Here is a 20201-nt window from a genome sequence, read left to right on the forward strand (position 1 = left end):
GTGATGTGACTTAATTAGTATAAAGGAAAACAAATGGAAAAAACATATCATTTAATGGCGACTGCTGCGGCAGGTCTTGAGTCATTAGTCGGCAAAGAACTGGATCGCTTGGGCTATGAACCAAAAGTCGAAAATTATCGTGTCCGTTTTGATGGCACAGCGCGTGACATTTTAAACGCTAATATTTGGTTACGAACAGCTGACCGTGTGAAAATCATCGTTGGTGAATTTGATGCGACAACATTTGATGACTTATTTGAAGGCGTTAAAGCCTTACCATGGGAAGATTATCTGAACTATGATTCAGAATTCCCAGTGGCCGGACGGTCTAAGAAGTCGGAACTATTTAGTGTCCCAGATGTGCAAGCCATTACGAAAAAGGCGATCGTTAATCGCTTACAAGAAGCGTACCATATTCGGACACGTTTACCTGAAAATGGCTATTTTGCACAGCTTGAAGTCATGATCGACAAGGATCATGTGATTGTCACATTGGATACGACGGGGCCATCATTGTTTAAACGTGGTTATCGTGTCAATAAAGGTGGGGCGCCGTTAAAGGAAAACTTTGCCGCAGCGTTGGTTTTGTTGACGAATTGGCATCCAGATCGACCATTTGTTGATCCAACCACAGGATCAGGGACATTAGCAATTGAAGCTGCCTTGATTGGCCGAAATATTGCGCCTGGCTTGATTCGTGACTTTGATATTGAGCAAATGGATTGGTTTGATAAGACATTATCTGAGACGGTACGTGATGAAGCAGAAGCACAAGCAGATTATGACCGGACATTGGATATTCAAGGCTTTGATATCGATGAAAATATGGTACAAATCGCGATTGAAAATGCGAAGCATGCCGGCCTTGGACAAGATATTGTCTTTAAGCAACTGGCGGCCAAAGATTGGACGACAGACAAAGAAAATGGTGTGATTGTAGCCAACCCACCATACGGTGAGCGATTGGGCGAATTAGATGCAGCGCGTGAACTATATACGCAAATGGGTGACGTTTATCGCCAATTACCAAGTTGGAGTAAGTATATTTTAACGAGTGATTTAGACTTTGAAAATGCTTATGGTGAGAAAGCCACGAAACGTCGCAAGCTCTACAACGGGGCATTGCGTGTCGATTATTTCCAGTATTGGGGTAAGCGTGCCAAATAAAAATAAAGCAAAATTTGTGCAGATTGCATAAATTTTGCTTTTTTATTTTTGCGTGATAACCCGTGTTTTTTCGTATTATATTGGTAGAATGGTTAACAATATTGAATATGTAAGAAATGAGGCGTATCTATGGTTGAAACAAATAGCGCACTGGAAAATATTTTTTCTGATCGTTTGCAGCAAGTTGTCCCAAGTCCAATTCACACTTTTAGTGAACAAGTCAGTCATTTGCCAAATATCTTAAAGTTAACAATTGGTGAACCTGATTTTGCAGTGCCAGACCATATCAAAGCTGCCGCTGTGGCTGCCATTGAAGCGGATGATTCTCATTATTCAGTCTCTGCCGGCTCACTGGCATTGCGGCAAGCAGCCCAGCAATTTTTGGCTGAACGCTACCAATTAAATTACAACGCGACAACGGAGATTTTAACAACTGTTGGTGCCACTGAGGGCTTGTTTACCATTCTTTCGGCGGTGTTAAATCCAGGTGACCAAGTCCTCATTCCAACGCCAGCTTATCCAGTTTATGCCGAAATGACACACCTCAATGGTGGCGAACCATTATTAGTTGATGTGTCGCAAGATGATTTTATCTTAACACCAACACATTTGCGCAGGGTGTTAGCAACCAACCCACGGGTTAAGGTGTTATTGCTCACCAATCCATCAAATCCGACTGGGGCGACCTATACCTCAGCTGAATTACAGGCTTTGGCTGACGTGCTAAAAGAAACGTCGGTTTTAGTCATTTCAGATGAAATTTATTCGGAATTACAATATGAAGGGGAACACGCATCGATTGCTACTTATTTGCCACAACAAACCATTGTTGTGAATGGCGTGTCTAAATCACATGCGATGACAGGCTACCGAATTGGCATTTTAGCTGGACCAGCGGCGTTGATCGCACAAATTAATAAAGTGCATGGCTTTATCATTATGACACCATCGAATCCAGCGATGGCCGCTGCGACAGAGGCCTTTAATTGTGAGCGAAGTCTGGCGGACACTCAGCGGATGAAAGCGGCTTATCAGGCACGGCGTGACTTTTTAGTCACTGAATTGACAGCGCTTGGCTTTGACATGGTTCGGCCAAACGGTGCCTTTTATATTTTTGCTAAAATTCCAGCTGATTTAGGCCAAGATGATGTGGTGTTTGCCAATGAATTAGTGGCCCGAGAACGTCTAGCAGTTGTGGCGGGATCCGGTTTTGGACCTGGTGGCGAAGGCTATATTCGTATCAGTTATGCGGCGAGCATGGCTATGCTGGTTGATGCCATGTCACGTTTGAAAAGCTTTGCCACTTTGGCGCGCGCAACAGCTGTTTAAAGGTGCATAAATTTGTTTTTTTTTGCTGGCTATCATGGTAGAATTAAATGATTAACTCAGCTGTTTTGTCAGTTTTATGGCAAAGCAGCTGTGTTAATTTGGAATGAACTACCAAAATGGAGGAAACGTATTCGGGCAATCAATGACGACGTGAATGAGTCAAACCATGGAGTTGAATAAACGTGAGGGTTAAAGAATATTCCCTGAATACTTTGGAAATATGCCAGCAGTATACATGCGCCAAGCGCGCGCAGATGACTTGCACGACATCAAAGCAGTCATCGACAATGGACGAGAGTATTTAAAGCAACAAGGTATTAACCAATGGCAAATGGGGTACCCCAACCAAGATACGATTGCCACCGATTTAGAATTAAAACAAGGTTATGTGTTAATTGTGGATGAAACAATTGCTGGTTATGCGGCAGTTATTGTTGGAGAAGATCCAGTTTACGGTGTAATCGAGGCTGGCCAATGGCAGAATGATGATAAATGCTATGTCACGCTACATCGCTTTGCGATGTCAAATGAATTCCGTGGTCACAAACTTGCCCAGCGTTTTATGACAGCAATTTTGTCATATTTTTACGCACAAAATCAACGCGATTTTAGAATTGATACCCACCCAGAAAACTTCGCCATGCAAGCCGTCATCACCGGTAATGGTTTTCAAAAGCAAGGGCATGTGTATATCCAAGAAGGTGAAGATCAGAATGTCCGTTGGGCCTATCAACTGGTATTATAAGTTATCGTCGTTCACTTGTTTTAAGTAAGTTGTTATGATAAAATAATCACATTGTGATAATTTATCGGAAAGGAAATAGCATGTTTGAACCATGCTATTTGGGAATAAATAACCAATGTCTTTTACGGATTTACAAACACAACGTCGCTCAATCTATGCGTTAGGACGACACGTTACACAAACACCAGAAGCCTTATATGATTTGGTGAAGTCAGCTGTTAAGCAGTCACCAACATCCTTTAATAATCAATCGGTTCGCGCCGTTGTTTTAACAGGTGAAGCCCATGAAAAATTGTGGGATATGACGGCAAAACGGTTACAACAAGAAGTACCAGATGAAGAAGCATATCAGCAAACATTAGCTAAAATTAACCATGCCTTTAAGGCCGGTTTCGGAACAGTATTGTTCTTTACCGATACAGACGTGGTTAAAATGTATGAAGAACAAATTCCACTTTATGCGGAAAACTTCTATGATTGGTCAGAGCAAGGGCACGGGATGGCTGAATATGCCACTTGGCTTGCTTTGACGGAAGCCGGCTTGGGTGCGTCATTGCAACACTACAATCCGTTGATTGATGAAGCAGTCGCTGCAGCCTTTAATATTCCTGACAACTGGCGGTTACGCGCTCAGATGCCATTTGGCTCAATTGAAGCAGCTGCTAGTGAAAAAGACATGATGAGCGATGCAGAGCGTTTCAAATTTTTCAATTAAACTCATAAAAAAAGCAAGTGATCCAAAATTAGGATTACTTGCTTTTTTGCTGTGTGAATTTAGCCTTGATGGCCGCAATTTTTTCAGCCTTTGTTAATTGTGTTTGTTGTCCCGACTTGTATTTAGCGTCGGCTTGTTTTTGCTTAAAATCAATCTGATAACGTCCCATATTTTCCATCCTTTTGTGTCTTTAATAGTATACCTTATTTTAAAGGGGAAATATAGGGCAGTGGCCTGCTTGACGGGTCGTGGTAAAATGAGAAGCATAAGCAACACAAAGGAGTTAACATGGCAAATTTAGCAGATGTCGCACATCGTGCGCATGTTTCTAAAATGACAGTGAGTCGGGTGATCAATCATCCGGAGAAAGTTTCAAAAGAAGTGCGAGACGCCGTTCGCGCGGCAATTGAAGCTGTTGGGTATCAGCCTAATCGTATGGCCCAAGCACTGGTGACGAATCGGCACTACGTGATTGAATTTTTAGTTTTAGAAGATGTCGTGACAGTTGAACCAAACTATGCGATTTTACTACTACAACTGGCTGATCTCTTAAATAAAAAAGGCTATACCTTACAAATTAGCACTAAAATTCAGGACAATCACCAAATTGATGGGGTGATCGTGAGTGGTTGGCGACATGCGGATTTGGCCGCTTTGGAAGCCTTAAATGTACCAGTTGTCTTATATGGGGAATCATCGCTTGATCATGATATGGCCTTTGTAGATAGTGATAACCGTCTCGGGACAACGTTAGCAACCCAGCATTTGATTCAAGCCGGTTATGACAAAATTATATATATTGGCATGCAGGTTGATTTGCCATTTATGCGAGAACGCGAACAGGGCTATTTAGCGACCATGGCTGCGAATAAACGCGTATCGCGGGTGTATACGGTCGCTAATCACTCGCATGAGGCCGAACGGTTGATTGATAATTTGATGCCGCATTTACCAGAAAATACTGGTATTGTTTGTGCGACCGACCGGATTGCCTTGGGCGTTGTCCGAGCATTGGGGCGCAATCATGGCGTACCGGATAAGTATGGGGTAGTCGGTTTTGATGGCGTCTTCATTGATCAAATTACGTCGCCCCAATTAACGACGATTCGACAACCCTTTGAACAAATTGCGCAAGCTTTGGTGGATAATTTGTTTGTACAACTTAATAATGGAGAGCTGGGGATGCAGCGTTTAGCGCCCGATTTGATTATTCGTGACACAACGCGCCACTAAAAAACATGTTACCGTTAACACTGCGAAAGCGGTTTCATTTCCTTACATCATGTTTTATACTAATATCTGTAAACGCTTACAATATTATATGTTTTATTTAAGGAGACGATTATGGTTAACAAGCAAAAAGGCCAAGGCCTACCAAATTTGCCATTAAGCACAATTTGGATGTTGAGTTTTGGTTTCTTAGGTGTACAGATGGCTTTCTCATTGCAGAGTTCACAAATGGGACGTATCTTTCAAACACTTGGGGCTGACCCCACAAAATTAGGATTCTTCTTTATCCTACCACCACTTGCTGGACTCTTTGTTCAGCCAATTGTGGGTTACTTCTCAGACCGCACATGGACAAAGCGCTTTGGACGCCGCATGCCTTACCTATTGGTCGGGGCATTGGTATCAGTTGTTGTGATGTTCTTGTTGCCAAACTCAGGTAGTTTTGGCTTCTCAACAACGGCTGGTCTATGGTTTGGTGCCATTACAATTTTGTTCATGGATTTGAGTTCTAACGTGGCAATGCAACCCTTCAAAATGGTTGTTGGTGACATGGTCAACGAAGATCAGAAGTCATATGCTTACTCAATCCAGAGTTTCCTCTCAAATACGGGTTCAGTCTTAGCAACAATCTTCCCATTCTTGCTGACAGCAGTTGGTGTTGCTAACACGGCGCCAAAGGGTGAAGTGCCTGCTTCCGTTGTGATTTCATTCTATGTTGGGGCCATTGTGTTGGTCATCTTCTCATTGATCGCCGTATTTAATGTCAAAGAATATGACGATGCCACATACGAACTTTACCATGGTTATGCTTTGAACACTGCTGAAAATGGTAAGGGTGACTTCTTCGCTTTGCTAAAGCGTGCCCCAAAGACTTTCTGGACAGTGACAATCACACAATTCTTCTGCTGGATGGCTTTCCAATACCTTTGGACTTATGGTACTGGTGCTGTCGCTGATAACATTTTCAATGCGACTGATCCAACAACAGCAGGTTACCAAAACGGTGGTAACTGGTTTGGTATCATGTCAGCCGTTTACGCGGTTGCAGCCGTCGTTTGGTCACTTGTTTTGTCAAAGATTCCAGCTTCACGTAACAAGCTTGGTTATGCTTTGTCACTCTTCTTAGGCGCAATTGGTTTTGCTTCAGTATTCTTTGTGCATTCACAATACTTACTGATTGTGTCATTTATCTTAATTGGTATTTCATGGGCCGGTATGATGGCTTACCCATTCATCATGGTGACAAATGCGTTGCCAGGTGATCACATGGGTACGTACTTGGGCTTGTTTAACGGCTCAATCTGCTTGCCACAAATCGTGGCTTCAGTTGCCAGCTTCGCATTGTTCCCAGCTTTGGGTTCAAGTTTCCCAGTGATGATTTTGGTATCTGGTATCTTGATGTTCTTTGGTGCGCTAAGTGTTGCCTTTATTAAGGAAATTCACAGTAACCCAGTTAATGCTGACGTATAATAAACACAATGAGGTGAGAACAAATGAAAAGAATTTTTGAAGTTAATCCCTGGACAGTGACAACTCATGAATTGAATCCACAAGACAAGCGTCTTCAGGAATCAATGACGAGTTTGGGAAATGAATATATGGGCATGCGTGGCATGTTTGAAGAAGTGTATTCAGGTGATACGCACCAAGGTATTTATATCGGTGGTGTTTGGTTCCCTGACAAAACACGTGTTGGTTGGTGGAAAAATGGTTATCCACACTATTTCGGTAAGGCAATTAATGCTTTGAATTTTGTTAAAGCGGATTTCTACATCGATGACCAACAAGTGGACTTGGCAAAAAATGATGTCCAAGACTTTGAGTTGTCATTGGATATGCAAAAGGGTGTCTTAAACCGTACCTTTACGGTATTCGGTGTCAAAGTGACAGTAACCCGTTTGATTTCGGTGGCACAAAAGGAATTAGCAGTCTTGCATTACACGTTTGCATCAGCTGACGGTCAGGCCCATCAAGTGCGCTTTGACGCAAGTATTGATGCGGATGTTGTCAATGAAGATTCAAACTATGATGAAAAGTTCTGGCAAGTCTTGTCAGCTGGTCATGAAAATGACACCTCATTTATTGCGACACAGACTGTTGAAAATCCATTTGATGTGCCACAATTTACAGTAGTAGCCCGTCAAAGCTTTGTCGGCGGTGACAACCAAACGGCATCACAAACAGCAACCGAAGTGACTGATCACTTTGATTTGACAGTGCCGGCAGCTGGTGAAGTGACATTTGAAAAGCGTGTTGTCGTGACGACATCACGTGATTATGCGGATTTGGATGCCGTGGTCGCTGCAGGTGCGGAAATCACGCAAGCGATTGCAGCACAAAGCTATGACGATTTGTATACAGCACACACTCAAGAATGGGCTAACCGTTGGGAAAAGGCCGATGTTCAAATCGAAGGGGATGATGCAGCGCAACAAGGTATTCGCTTCAATCTCTTCCAATTGTTCTCAACTTACTACGGTAACGACCCACGTTTGAACATTGGACCTAAGGGCTTCACTGGCGAAAAGTATGGTGGCGCAACGTACTGGGATACGGAAGCGTTTGCCATCCCAGTTTACCTTGGGGTTGCTGAACCTGAAGTGACACGATCATTGTTGCAATACCGTTTTGATCAACTCGATGGTGCTTTCCATAACGCTAAGGAACAAGGCCTAGCGGGTGCTTTGTATCCAATGGTAACCTTTGATGGGATTGAATCACACAACGAATGGGAAATTACGTTTGAAGAAATTCACCGTAACTCAACAATTGCTTATGCAATTTATAACTACACGAACATTACTGGCGACCGTTCATGGTTGACAGGTGATGGGGCGCAAGTTTTGTACAACATTGCCCGTTTCTGGGCTGATCGTGTGCACTATTCTGAACGTCACGGCCAATACATGATTCATGGTGTCACGGGACCAAACGAATACGAAAACAACGTCAACAACAACTTCTACACCAACTGGATGGCCAAGTGGGTCTTGCAGTATGCGTTGGATAACTACGATGACATTGCGGATGAACAGAAGGCACGTTTGAATGTGTCAGCTGACGAACTTAAGAAGTGGCAAGACATTGTGGCGAAGATGTATTTGCCAGAAGCAGATATCACGCTTAAGGGTAAGGACTACCATATCTTTGAACAACACGATACGTTCTTGGATAAGGATTTGACGCCAATTGCCGATATGCCACAAGATATTCGCCCTATTAACCAAAACTGGTCATGGGATCGTATCTTGCGCTCACCATATATTAAGCAATCAGACACATTGCATGCGATGTTCTACTTCCCAGACGCCTTTACTGAAGATGAAAAGCGTCAAAACTTTGAATTCTACGAACCATTGACAGTGCATGAATCATCATTGTCACCATCTGTTCACGCCATTTTGGCCGCTGATCTGGAAATGTCAGATAAGGCCGTTGAAATGTATGAACGTGCGGCGCGTTTGGATTTGGATAACTATAACAACGATACAGAAGATGGCCTTCACATCACAGCGATGACAGGTTCATGGTTGGCGATCGTGCAAGGATTTGCTGGCATGCGTGTTCGTGACGGGCAATTGCACTTGAAGCCATTCTTGCCAAAGAAGTGGGACAAGTACAGCTTCCGTTTGGTCTTCCGTGGCCATGTCTTGGAAGTATCAGTTGACCAAGCTGGTGCCAATGTGCAACTTATTAGTGGTGACCCATTGACAATTAACCTTTCAGGAGAAGAAGTGACATTGTCAAAGTCAGATAAGTAAGTGTGTTGTGACACATTTGACTTGAAGTAAGGTAGGGGTTATGCAAGTAAAAGAGCAGATATTTGGCCATTTACCAGATGGTCAAGAAGTGACAGCGTACACGTTAGTCAATGATAATCAAACAGCGGTGACCGCTTTGACCTATGGCGCGACTTGGCAATCATTTCGCGTGTCTAAAGCTGGTCAATCACATGAATTATTGGTTAATTTTGATCAATTGTCTGACTATGTGGGACAACCCTTCCACGTGGGCCATACAATCGGCCCAGTGGGTGGTCGCTTATCGCAAGTGGCCTATCAATTTGACGGCGAAGCGTTTAAATTAACACCTAATGATGGCCCAAACATTTTGCATTCAGGCATTAATGGGTTTGATCGGGTGAATTGGCAAGCATCAGTGACACAAGATGCCCACCAAGTAGCGGTGCATTTTACCCACACGTTTGTGACAGAATTTCCTGGCGAATTGCGGGCAGAAGTGACGTATTCACTGGATGAGACTGATCGTGTGACGATCACTTTTAGCGGGCAATCAACGGCAACGACGTTATTTAATCCGATGACCCATGTTTATTTCAACTTTGATGGGCGACAGCAAGATGCGAGCCAGCACGAATTACAAATTGCTGCGCGTGAGCATGTGGCAGTTGATGACGCTAAAATCCCAACAGGGGCACTAGTTGAAAACACTGGGACTAAATTCGACCTTGAAACATTAAAACCCATCGGTGACGCCCGCTTTGATGATGCTTGGCGCTTGGCTGATGATCGGCAAGGGCCGGCAGTGATTTTACGCTCGCCTAAGACTGATGTGACGCTTGCCATTGATTCAGATCGTAACGGTGTGGTGGTCTTTACAACCAATCCAGCGATGGATAGTGACCAGATGACAGCCGTTGCGGTTGAAATGCAAACCTTACCTGATGCGATTAATCACGCGGATTTTGGTGATATTGTGTTACCAGCAAATGTGATGAAAACCTATCAAGTGACTTATGATTTAATTTAAAGGAGTCAAAAAATGACTAATTTTTCAGAAATAAAAGGCTTCCTCTTTGACCTAGACGGTGTGATTGCTGATACGGCGAAGTTCCATGGTCAAGCTTGGCGACAAGTTGCTGACAAAGTTGGTACACCATGGACAGAAGAATTGGCTGAAGGCCTCAAGGGGATTAGCCGAATGGATTCTCTCCAACTGATTTTAGAGGCAAGTGGTCAGGGTGATGCTTATAGTGACGCGGAAAAAGCAGTCTTGGCTGATGAAAAGAATCGCAACTACCAAACGCTGATTGCCACACTGACAGAAGCTGATATTTTACCGGGGATGAAGGCCTTCATTACTAATGCTAAAGCAGCCGGGTATCAACTCGCCATTGCTTCGGCATCTAAGAATGCGCCACTTATCCTTGAACACCTCGGTTTGATGGACGATTTTGTTGGGATTGTCGATCCAGCAACACTTGCTAAGGGTAAGCCTGATCCAGAAATCTTTGTGCGGGCGGCGGAAATTTTATCATTGCCACCAGAACAAACGCTTGGCTTAGAAGATTCAACTTCTGGTATTGAAGCGATTAACGCAGCTGGCGCAATATCATTGGGTATCGGTGATTCAAATGTGTTGTCAGCAGCAGACTTGAATTTTGCAACAACTGCAGATGTGACGCTTGAAAACATTGCGGCTTTAATGGGTGAATAACTGCTTGACTTTAAAGCAGTGACCCGCTATGATTAGGTTATATATTAAAGCCGATGAATTGGAAAAATCACAGTTTGGACCTTTAGAAATTTTGCGGGTGATGCAAGCAAAACAATGACGTGATTGGTGACACCTTGGAGGTCGCTGTTGTTCAAGACAGTGCGTGGTTGCGCGATAAGCAGTCAAAGTGACAGTCAGTGCTGTCAATATTTAAGGTGGTACCGTGCAAAAGCGCCCTTAACGATTAGTCGTTAAGGGCGCTTTTGAGGTTTAATGTAAAAAATAAAAGGAGTAGGCGTTGTCGACAATCTATACGTCGCGCAACGTGTGAATGAAAATGGCAAAAGCAACTTTCCAACGCCCCAAAGGCACAGCTGATTTGTTACCAGAACAAACTGTCCAATGGCAATATGTTGAAAATCTAGCCCGCGTTTTGTTTGGCGATTACAATTTTAAAGAGGTGCGGACACCACTTTTTGAAAACTTTGAAGTCTTTTCACGTTCAGCAGGGGATACCTCTGATGTGGTGACAAAAGAAATGTATGACTTCTACGATAAGGGTGATCGCCATGTGGCCTTGCGGCCAGAAGGCACGGCCGGCATCGTGCGTGCCTTTGTGGAAAATAAGCTTTATGGCCCAGAATTTGACAAGCCGTATAAAGCCTTTTACATTGGCCCAATGTTTCGTTATGAACGACCACAAGCTGGTCGTTTCCGTCAATTCCACCAAATTGGCGCAGAAGCCTTTGGCTCATCATCACCAGCGCTTGATGTTGAAATCATCGCAATGCTGATCAATTTTTTCCAAACTCTTGGCTTGGATAACTTGAAGGTTGCCATTAATTCCTTAGGGGATAAGGCAACCCGTGACGCTTATCGTCAGGCTTTGATTGACTATTTGAAGCCACACTTTGATGAACTATCTGCTGATTCACAAGCACGTTTAGAAAAGAATCCGTTGCGTGTCTTGGATTCTAAAGATCCACGTGATCAAGTCTTTGTTGCGGATGCACCAGTAATTTTGGATTATCTTTCTGATGAGGCAAAAGCGCATTGGGAAAAAGTCCAAGCATTGTTGACTGCGCTTGATATTCCATTTGAAGTTGATCCGACAATGGTGCGTGGTTTGGATTATTATAACGATACCATTTTTGAAATCATGACGGTGGATGACACCTTAAAAGGGGCAGCAACCATTGCTGGTGGCGGTCGTTATTCTGGCCTTGTATCAGAATTTGGTGGACCGGAAACGCCAGGTGTTGGCTTTGGAATTGGGGTTGAACGCTTGGTGAGTCTCCTTGAGGCCAAAGGCTTAAAGCCAGTTGAACCCGAAGGGCTAGACTTTTATGTTGTCAATATTGGTGACGACACAGAAGTGGCAGCCATGCAAATTGTACAAGCCATTCGTGGTTTTGGTTACGTCGCGGAACGTGATTACTTGGGGCGCTCAGCGAAAGCTCAATTTAAATCAGCTGATCGTTACCAAAGCAAATACGTGGTCACAATTGGTGAACAAGAATTAGCTGATCACGTAGCGAAGATTAAAACTATGGCAACTGGTCAGCAACAAACAGTGAAATTAGCTGATCTTTACACAGATTTGCCAACAATTATTGATGCAGAAGGAGATGAAGAATAATGAAGCGAACAACATATGCCGGCTTAATTGATGAAAAGTATCTTGGCCAAACCGTGACACTATCAGGTTGGGTACAAAAGCGCCGTGATTTTGGTGACTTGATTTTCGTTGACTTGCGTGATCGTGAAGGGATTGTGCAACTCACATTTAACGCGACCCATCCAGCTGCGTTGGCCGTGGCAGAAGCCATGCGCAATGAATACGTGATTGCTGTGACAGGGACAGTTATTGATCGTGAAGCGAGCCAAGTGAACAATAAGATTCATTCGGGTAAAGTGGAAATTGATGTTACAGAAGCAGAAATCTTAGCCACATCAAAAACACCACCATTTTATATCGAAGATGGTGTGAACGCCAACGAAGAATTGAAGTTGCAATACCGTTATTTGGACTTACGTCGACCAGAAATGCAAAAGAATCTTCGCATTCGCTCAAAGATCATGTCAAGCGCGATGAAATTTATGGATGACAATGATTTTATCAATATTGAAACGCCAATTTTGGCCAAGTCAACACCAGAAGGCGCACGTGATTACTTAGTCCCTTCACGTATTTTCCCAGGTTCATTTTATGCCTTGCCACAATCACCACAATTGTTTAAGCAATTATTGATGGGCGCTGGTTTTGATCGTTATTTCCAAATTGCGCGGGCCTTCCGTGATGAAGATTTGCGTGGTGATCGTCAACCAGAATTTACCCAAATGGATTTGGAAACATCATTTATGTCAGCTGATGAAATCCGGGCCTTAGTGAATGAATGGGTGAAGACGATGATGCATGATGTCATCGGTTATGATCTAGACACTGCCGCAATTCAAACACTTACTTGGGAAGAAGCGATGACGCGTTTTGGGACGGATAAGCCTGATTTGCGTATTCCTTACGAACTTAAGGACTTGTCTGAAACGGTCAAGGATTCTGAATTTGGGGTCTTTGCGAATGCGGTCAAAGATGGTGGGGTTGTCAAAGCGATTGCCGTTCCAGGTGGTGCGGCGCACTACTCACGTAAAGATATCGATAAGCTCGCACAATATATCGAACGCTTTGGGGCAAAGGGCTTAGCTTGGTTAAAGGTAACAGCTGATGGTATTTCTGGCCCAATCGCCAAGTTCTTCCCTGAAGCGGATGCGTTGCTTGAAGACACTAGCGCCAAAGAAGGTGACTTGTTGTTGTTTGGTGCCGGCCGTGCGGATGTTGTCGCTGCAACCTTAGATTACCTACGTCGTCAAACAGCGCAAGATTTGGATTTGATTGATCAAGAAAATCCTTGGGCCTTTGCCTGGATTGTGGATTGGCCATTGTTTGAATATTCTGAAGAATTTGATCGCTGGATTGCCGCGCACCATCCATTTACCATGCCAAATGAGGCAGATTTGCACTATCTTGATGAGGGTGAAGATCCGCACCAAGCCCATGCACAAAGTTATGACTTGGTCTTAAATGGTTACGAACTAGGATCAGGGTCAATCCGTATTCATCGCATGGATGTACAAGAAAAGATGCTCAAGGCACTTGGCTTCACACCAGAAGCAGCGCATGAAGCGTTTGGCTTCTTACTTGAAGGCATGGAATATGGTTTCCCACCAATGGGCGGTATTGCGCTTGGTTTGGATCGTTTGGCCATGTTACTTGCGGGACAAGATAACATTCGTGAAGTGATTGCCTTCCCTAAAAATTCACGCGCAACTGAACCAATGACTGAAGCACCAACACGTGTGGACGGTAAGCAATTGAATGATCTTGGCTTAATTGTTCCTGATGCTGACTAAATGAGAAAATACGTGTCGTTTATCTTGATTAGAGGTATATTTTTGTGGGCATTCATGCTATATTTATCATACTCTAATTCAAAAAGGACAAGCGTTAACGCACATTCATCATGCGAAAATTTTTCCACAACTTTATGAAACATCGCATTGCCGGACGTATCGGTGGGGCGGTCTTTTATGCCGTTATTGTCGCGGTAGCCATGGATTATTTCTGGCGACCAGGCCATATTTACTCCTCTGGTTTTACCGGCTTTGCCCAATTAGTGGCAACGTTATCTGGTGGGCACATCCCAGTTGGCTTGGCGTTGGCCCTTGTTAATTTGCCGATGTTGATGATTGCTTGGTGGCGGTTATCGTGGCGGTTTGCGATTTTTACCACTTTGGCTGTTTTACTCAGTGCGGCCTTCATTCCACTCTTTGATACGCATCGGGTGTTAACGCCTGATCCACTGATTAACGCATTGTTTGGTGGCGCCCTAAATGGGATGGCTGTTGGAACGGCATTGCGTTATGGGGTTGGAACGGGTGGCCTTGATGTGATTGGCATCTTAGTCAAAAAGAAGTTTGGCTTTAAGATGGGGCCGGTAAATCTCGGCTTTAACGCGTTGATTATGATTGGCGCGGGTGTGACTTACGGTTGGAAATACGCGCTCTATTCAATTGTCGGTGTCGTCGTGAGTTCACGTATGATTGATGCCTTTTATACGCGTCAACAGCAAATGCAGGTGATGATTATTACGACGAAACCAGATGAAATGGTGCAAGGCATTTATGATAAAATGCGGCGTGGCGTGACCATTATCAACGATGCGCGTGGCGGCTATACTGGTGAAGGACGTTCCGTATTATTGACGGTGATTACCGATCAAGAACGTTATGAATTACGGGAAGTGATGAAGGCAGTTGATGAACATGCCTTTTCGTCAACGTGGAAGATCGAACATACCGTGGGCCGTTTCTACGAACCAGAACTATAAAAAAAGCGAATCGTACGATTCGCTTTTTTTGCTGGCTAATTTTTGGTATTTTTAAAACGTTAGTGATACCAGATAATAGATTGAAATGGTTTCAGGTGCAGGGTGGGGGATATTTCTGGGATAGGATTAATGGTCGCTAGCAATGGCTGCCAGCCTTTATTGAGTAGTTGTTTGGGCAGGGAAATTGTTTGAGCGGTATCTGACAAGTTGATGATAATTAAGCGTTGGCTATCAGTTGTATGTCGTGTAAACACTAACATTTTAGTGTTTGCTATAGTGATTAACTGAAAATCACCTGATTTTAAGGTGTCATCATGTCGACGGAGATGAATTAAACGACGATAATAATTCAGTATGGAGTCAGGATTTTCTCGACTCTCCAGATAATTACGCGTTGTTGTGTTAGGATTAGTCACCAACCAGGTCTTTTTAGCATCTGATGCGTTGTCGGAAAAGCCAAATTTCGTCCATTGCATCGGGGTCCGAGCATTGTCACGTGACCAACTTGTTGCTTTTTTTAAAGCTAAATCTGTTGCCATACCCGTCGACTTAAAGCGTTGAAAATCATGATAAGTTGGTGGATCATCAATTTGGTCTGGCGAAGTAAAGGGCATGTTGGTCATACCTAATTCCTCACCTTGATAAATAAACGGTGTACCGCGCAATGTGAGCAACAAAGTTGCCAAGCTTTTCGCTGCTAAAGGATTGTTATCGCCATAAACAGTCAGTGATCTAGGCTGATCGTGATTTTCAAGATATAGCCCTAGCCAGCCCTGGGAATTGAGTTGTGTTTCCCACGTTGTCAAGCTAGACAATAAATGATTGATGTCGGCGCGTGGTGGGACTTCTGATTGACGAGATTGATGTTCTAATTCAAAAATCATGTCAATGAAACCCTGTGGTCCCGTCCAATTTCTAGCCGTGTCAGCATGTACACCACCAGCTTCACCAACAGTCATCAAATGAAGTGATTGAAAAGTATCATGCAAACGTTTTAAAAATTTTTCGATACCTGGATTATTTGCAAAAATATCAAATTGATGTTCACCAGTGGGTTGTGGTGTCTCAAATGAAAATTTTTTAAGGTGACTAAGCGCATCCAGACGAAAACCATCAATATTTTGCTCAGACCACCAAGTCATCATATTGATCATTTCGGTTTGTACAGATGGATTTTCCCAATTTAAATCAGGCTGTTCTGGCGCAAACAAGTGGAAATACCATTCATCAGTTGGCTCATTATAGGTCCAAACACTATCGCCAGTAAAATTAGTCCAATTGTTTGGTGGCTGGTGATGATGGTTTGGTTGCCAAATATAAAAATCGTGGTAAGGGTTAGTACGACTGGTTTTGGCTGCTTTGAACCAAGCATGTTGGTTTGAGGTATGGTTGACAACTAAATCCATAATGACACGAATATCTTGTTTGTGAGCTGCTGCAATAAGCGCTTTGAAATCAGATAATGTCCCATACTCTGGCGCGATGTTTTGAAAATCAGCAATGTCATAACCGTTGTCGACATTTGGCGAGGTATAAATTGGATTTAACCAAATAAAATCAATACCAAGCCATTTAAGATAAGGTAGGCGCTTAATAATACCCTGCAAATCGCCGATACCATCATGATTTGTATCTTGAAATGAGCGTGGGTAAATTTGATAGCCGATAGCTGATTGCCACCATGGTGGCGCAATTTTTGTCATCAATAAACACCTCTAAAATTACAATTTTGTCGTGACTTGAACCACAAATGCTTCATAAGGTTGCAGCGTTTTATGCTGCAAAGTTTTTGGTGCGTCATAATTGGCAATTATGGTGGCTTCTATATGATCGGCGCTTGTGAATGTATTGGTCTGATGACTGAAATTAGTCACAACCAGCCAAGTTAAATCGTGATAGTGTCGGTAATAAGCAAAGACTTGATCAGCTGTATCAATGAGCTCAAAATCCCCATAGACCACGATGGGATTTTGATGTCTCAGTGCAATTAATTTTTGATACGTGTAGAAAACACTGTTGGGATTATTCAAAGCTGCTTCAACATTAATATCAGGGTAATTGCTATTGGTATCAATCCATGGGTCAACATCAGAGAAACCCCCATTAAGGCTATTGCACCAAGGGATAGGGCGTCGTGCATTATCACGACCTTTATGATTAATTTGATCAAGTATCACATCAGCAGATAGATCGCCATCTTTGCGTGCATCATGGTAATAGTTTAACGATTCAATATCTCGTAAAGCCGAAATATCTTTGACTGGTGTATTGGTTAACCCAATTTCTTCACCTTGATAAATGTAAGGGGTCCCTTTCATCATGTGCAGCAAAATTGCCAACATTTTTGCTGAGACCACACGGTAAGTCGTATCATTACCCCAGCGTGAGACAATTCGAGGTAAATCATGATTATTCCAAAATAGTGACTGCCAACCATCATCACTGTTGAGCTGTGTTTGCCATTTAGTCATGACAACCTTGAGTTTGCTAACATCTAATGGGAGATAAAACCATTTGTCTTTACCAGTTTCTTGATCGAGCGTGATGTGTTCAAATTGAAAAACCATTGATAGTTCGTGACGATCAGGACGCGTATATAATTTGGCGATTTCGGGTGTCGCCCCCCAAGTTTCGCCAACCGTCATTAAATCATGATGCGCAAAGGTTGCTTGGTTCATTTCTTTTAAGTAGTCATGGAGCTTAGGACCATTAGCAGTTATCTTTTCATCTGGTATTTTACCTATCAAATCAATAACGTCTAAACGAAAACCACCAACACCTTTATCAATCCAGAAATTAATCATGTGATAAATTGCTTGTCTGACGTCAGGATTGGCCCAATTTAAGTCAGGTTGTTTTGGACTAAATAAATGTAAATAATATTGATTTGTGAGTGGCTCTAATGTCCAGGCACTACCGCCAAATGCAGAAGGTAGGTCATTTGGTTCTGCATGATGATGCGCATCACGCCAGATATAAAAATCGCGATAAGCGTTGCCGCGACTTTGTTTTGATTCAATAAACCAAGCATGTTCATCAGAAGTGTGATTTAACACGAGATCCATCACGATTTTGATGTTTCTTTCACGAGCAGCATGAATTAAAGCTTCCATATCGGCCATTGTACCGAATTCAGACATGATATTTTCATAGTCACTGATATCATACCCGTTATCATCGTTTGGAGAAGCATAAACGGGGGACAACCATATTGCGTCAACGCCTAGTTTTTGTAAGTAGTCAAGATGTGAGATAATGCCTTGAATATCACCGATGCCGTCATGATTAGTGTCTTGAAACGAACGGGGATATATTTGATAGACAACGGCTGATTGCCACCAAGGTGCTGTCATAAAAAACTCCTTATTGATTAGAAATCGTCACAATAAAGCCATGAGGCTGAATGATTTGATTGTTGTATAGCTGCTCTGAAATGATGTGAGAGACATCAATTGCTGTTGGGATGTGGTAATTGGTAGTCCCGGCATTAAAGATTGCGACGATTTTTGTTTGACCGAGCTCACGCGTGAAACCAACAATGTTGTTGTGATCATCCGTCTCCCAAGACAGTGTCCCTTCAGATAAGACCGTTTGATAATCATGACGTAGCTGAATCAAGTGTTTCAAAAAGTCATACATCGACGTATCTTGTTCATCACTTTGCCAAACCATCGGTCGACGATTATCTGGATCCTGTTGACCAGTCATGGCATATTCGCTACCGTAATAGATATCCGGCGTACCTTGCTGTAAGAACATAAACGTATACATTTGTTTGACGATTGATTGATGATTGTTTGCGACGGTTAGAATACGTGGCGCATCATGTGAGTCAAGTAGATTAAACATGACCTGATTTGTTTGATCGCGATTTAGCATCAGTTGGGCATTGAGTTTATGGACCATTTGGGATGGCGAAAGTTGTTGTTTGGCAAAAAAGTCAACAATTGATCCTGTGAAAGCATAATTCATGACGGCTGAAAATTCATCACCCTGCAACCATGATTGTGCACTTGTCCAAATTTCACCAAGGATATAAATATCAGGCTTGATGGCAGTTACCGCTGTGCGAAATTTTTTCCAGAAATGATGGTCAACTTCATTCGCCACGTCCAAACGCCAGCCATCAATATCAAATGCTTTAATCCAGTAGGTCGCAATGTCAATCAGATAATTTTGTACTGCTGGATTAGCCGTGTTAAGTTTTGGCATGTGTGGTGTGAAGGCGAATGTATCGTAGTTGGCGTCGGCAGCATACTCGAAATTATCAGTCGGCGTATAACGAACAGGGAAGTCATGAATATGAAACCAATCAGCGTATTTTGATTGACGACCATTAGCCATCACATCTTGCCATTGCGGACTTTGATCACCGATATGATTGAACACGGCATCAAGCATCACTCTGATTCCAGCGGCGTGCGCCTTTTCAACTAATAATTTAAAATCTTCTTTTGTTCCAAAATGTGGATCGATTTCAAAATAATCTTGCGTATCATATTTATGATTAGTCGGTGCTTTAAAAATAGGTGTGAGATACAAGCCATTAATACCAAGTTGACTGAAGTGATCTAAATGGTTGATAATACCCTGCAAGTCCCCACCGTAAAAACTTTCAGCGGTGGGATGATCACTTGATCGCCAAGGTAATGTTCCGGCTGGATCGTTAGTTGTGTCACCATTGGCGAAACGTTCAGGAAAAATTTGGTACCATACCGTTTTCTTAACCCATTCTGGTGCTTTAAAACGATCAATTTCTTGAAAATAGGGCATTTTAAAATAATTATTCGCGCCCATCAAACTGCTGTTATCATTTGCAGAAGGTGTGAGTGTTTCAAAGCCTTGATCACCATAAAAAACTGAATCACCGAGACTGTCAGTTAAAATAAAGCCATAATTTAAACGATTGAAAGGCGCGGTTAATGATGCTTGCCAATATTGATGGGTTTCAGTAACAAGTGTTTTTTCCATGACAACATCGGCCGATTTTTGCCAAGTACCGTTCTGCCAATTATAGGGATCTCCAGCAACGACGCTAATTGATTGAATATCATCTTTTGCGGTTCGGATGCGTAATCGTAGTTCATCTGCTGTATATAAATAAGCGTATTCAGATTCAGGACGATGATAAATTGCTGCTTTATTCATAAATAATTGCCTCGTTAGTGGATTA

The 20201-nt window shown here is 42.9% G+C and carries 16 protein-coding genes; 12 read left to right on the forward strand and 4 right to left on the reverse strand.

The features are described from left to right. Positions 1-33: 33 nt before the first annotated feature. From FGL80_RS05885 to FGL80_RS05900, 4 genes are all read left to right on the forward strand, one after another. On the forward strand, positions 34-1167 hold the full coding sequence (locus tag FGL80_RS05885; RefSeq protein ID WP_147001855.1) for a THUMP domain-containing class I SAM-dependent RNA methyltransferase: 1134 nt from the start codon (positions 34-36) through the stop codon (positions 1165-1167). A gap of 129 nt (positions 1168-1296) precedes the next feature. After that, positions 1297-2496 (forward strand): aminotransferase class I/II-fold pyridoxal phosphate-dependent enzyme, encoded by a 1200-nt coding sequence (locus FGL80_RS05890; RefSeq protein ID WP_147001856.1) that lies wholly within the window; start codon positions 1297-1299, stop codon positions 2494-2496. 220 nt (positions 2497-2716) lie between these two features. Next, entirely contained in the window at positions 2717-3241 is a 525-nt protein-coding gene (locus FGL80_RS05895; RefSeq protein WP_029508892.1) for a GNAT family N-acetyltransferase, read from the forward strand. 115 nt (positions 3242-3356) lie between these two features. Then, positions 3357-3956, forward strand: coding sequence for a nitroreductase family protein (locus tag FGL80_RS05900; protein ID WP_055308041.1), 600 nt, complete (start codon positions 3357-3359; stop codon positions 3954-3956). A gap of 34 nt (positions 3957-3990) precedes the next feature. On the opposite strand, the gene FGL80_RS09235 is transcribed toward FGL80_RS05900, so the two are convergent. Next, positions 3991-4125 carry a hypothetical protein gene (locus FGL80_RS09235; RefSeq protein WP_010000247.1) on the reverse strand — a complete coding sequence of 45 codons (135 nt, stop codon included), beginning with the start codon at positions 4123-4125 and terminating at the stop codon, positions 3991-3993. 119 nt (positions 4126-4244) lie between these two features. Between FGL80_RS09235 and FGL80_RS05905 the strand changes: the two genes are divergently transcribed. The 8 genes from FGL80_RS05905 (at position 4245) to FGL80_RS05940 (ending at position 15028) form a co-directional block, all read left to right on the forward strand. Further along, the gene (locus FGL80_RS05905; protein ID WP_055308040.1) at positions 4245-5189 is read left to right on the forward strand and encodes a LacI family DNA-binding transcriptional regulator; all 945 of its coding nucleotides are present in this window, start codon (positions 4245-4247) and stop codon (positions 5187-5189) included. A 111-nt stretch (positions 5190-5300) separates the two neighbouring features. After that, entirely contained in the window at positions 5301-6656 is a 1356-nt protein-coding gene (locus FGL80_RS05910; protein ID WP_055308039.1) for an SLC45 family MFS transporter, read from the forward strand. 23 nt (positions 6657-6679) lie between these two features. Beyond that, on the forward strand, positions 6680-8947 hold the full coding sequence (locus tag FGL80_RS05915; protein WP_055308038.1) for a glycoside hydrolase family 65 protein: 2268 nt from the start codon (positions 6680-6682) through the stop codon (positions 8945-8947). Between the two features lie 40 nt (positions 8948-8987). Then, positions 8988-9956 carry an aldose epimerase family protein gene (locus FGL80_RS05920; RefSeq protein WP_055308037.1) on the forward strand — a complete coding sequence of 323 codons (969 nt, stop codon included), beginning with the start codon at positions 8988-8990 and terminating at the stop codon, positions 9954-9956. Positions 9957-9968: 12 nt separating this feature from the next. Further along, positions 9969-10643 carry a beta-phosphoglucomutase gene (gene pgmB / locus FGL80_RS05925; RefSeq protein WP_055308036.1) on the forward strand — a complete coding sequence of 225 codons (675 nt, stop codon included), beginning with the start codon at positions 9969-9971 and terminating at the stop codon, positions 10641-10643. Between the two features lie 337 nt (positions 10644-10980). After that, complete coding sequence (gene hisS, locus FGL80_RS05930; protein WP_055308123.1) at positions 10981-12282, forward strand: histidine--tRNA ligase; 1302 nt, start codon at positions 10981-10983, stop codon at positions 12280-12282. Next, on the forward strand, positions 12282-14051 hold the full coding sequence (aspS, locus tag FGL80_RS05935; protein WP_147001857.1) for an aspartate--tRNA ligase: 1770 nt from the start codon (positions 12282-12284) through the stop codon (positions 14049-14051). The genes hisS and aspS overlap by 1 nt, the downstream gene beginning before the upstream one ends. Positions 14052-14161: 110 nt before the next feature. Further along, positions 14162-15028 carry a YitT family protein gene (locus FGL80_RS05940; protein WP_147001858.1) on the forward strand — a complete coding sequence of 289 codons (867 nt, stop codon included), beginning with the start codon at positions 14162-14164 and terminating at the stop codon, positions 15026-15028. A 59-nt stretch (positions 15029-15087) separates the two neighbouring features. Here the strand turns inward: FGL80_RS05940 and FGL80_RS05945 are convergent, their stop codons facing one another. Genes FGL80_RS05945 through FGL80_RS05955 form a run of 3 tightly spaced genes read right to left on the reverse strand, consistent with a single transcriptional unit; the run spans position 15088 to position 20176 of the window. Further along, positions 15088-16731 (reverse strand): alpha-glucosidase, encoded by a 1644-nt coding sequence (locus FGL80_RS05945; RefSeq protein WP_055308033.1) that lies wholly within the window; start codon positions 16729-16731, stop codon positions 15088-15090. 18 nt (positions 16732-16749) lie between these two features. Continuing rightward, positions 16750-18381: a glycoside hydrolase family 13 protein gene (locus FGL80_RS05950; RefSeq protein ID WP_055308032.1), complete on the reverse strand. Its 1632-nt coding sequence runs from the start codon at positions 18379-18381 to the stop codon at positions 16750-16752. Between the two features lie 10 nt (positions 18382-18391). Further along, the gene (locus tag FGL80_RS05955; protein ID WP_055308031.1) at positions 18392-20176 is read right to left on the reverse strand and encodes a glycoside hydrolase family 13 protein; all 1785 of its coding nucleotides are present in this window, start codon (positions 20174-20176) and stop codon (positions 18392-18394) included. Positions 20177-20201: the final 25 nt, after the last annotated feature.

This window comes from Leuconostoc lactis, from assembly GCF_007954625.1.
GTDB classification, from domain to species: Bacteria; Bacillota; Bacilli; order Lactobacillales; family Lactobacillaceae; genus Leuconostoc; species Leuconostoc lactis_A.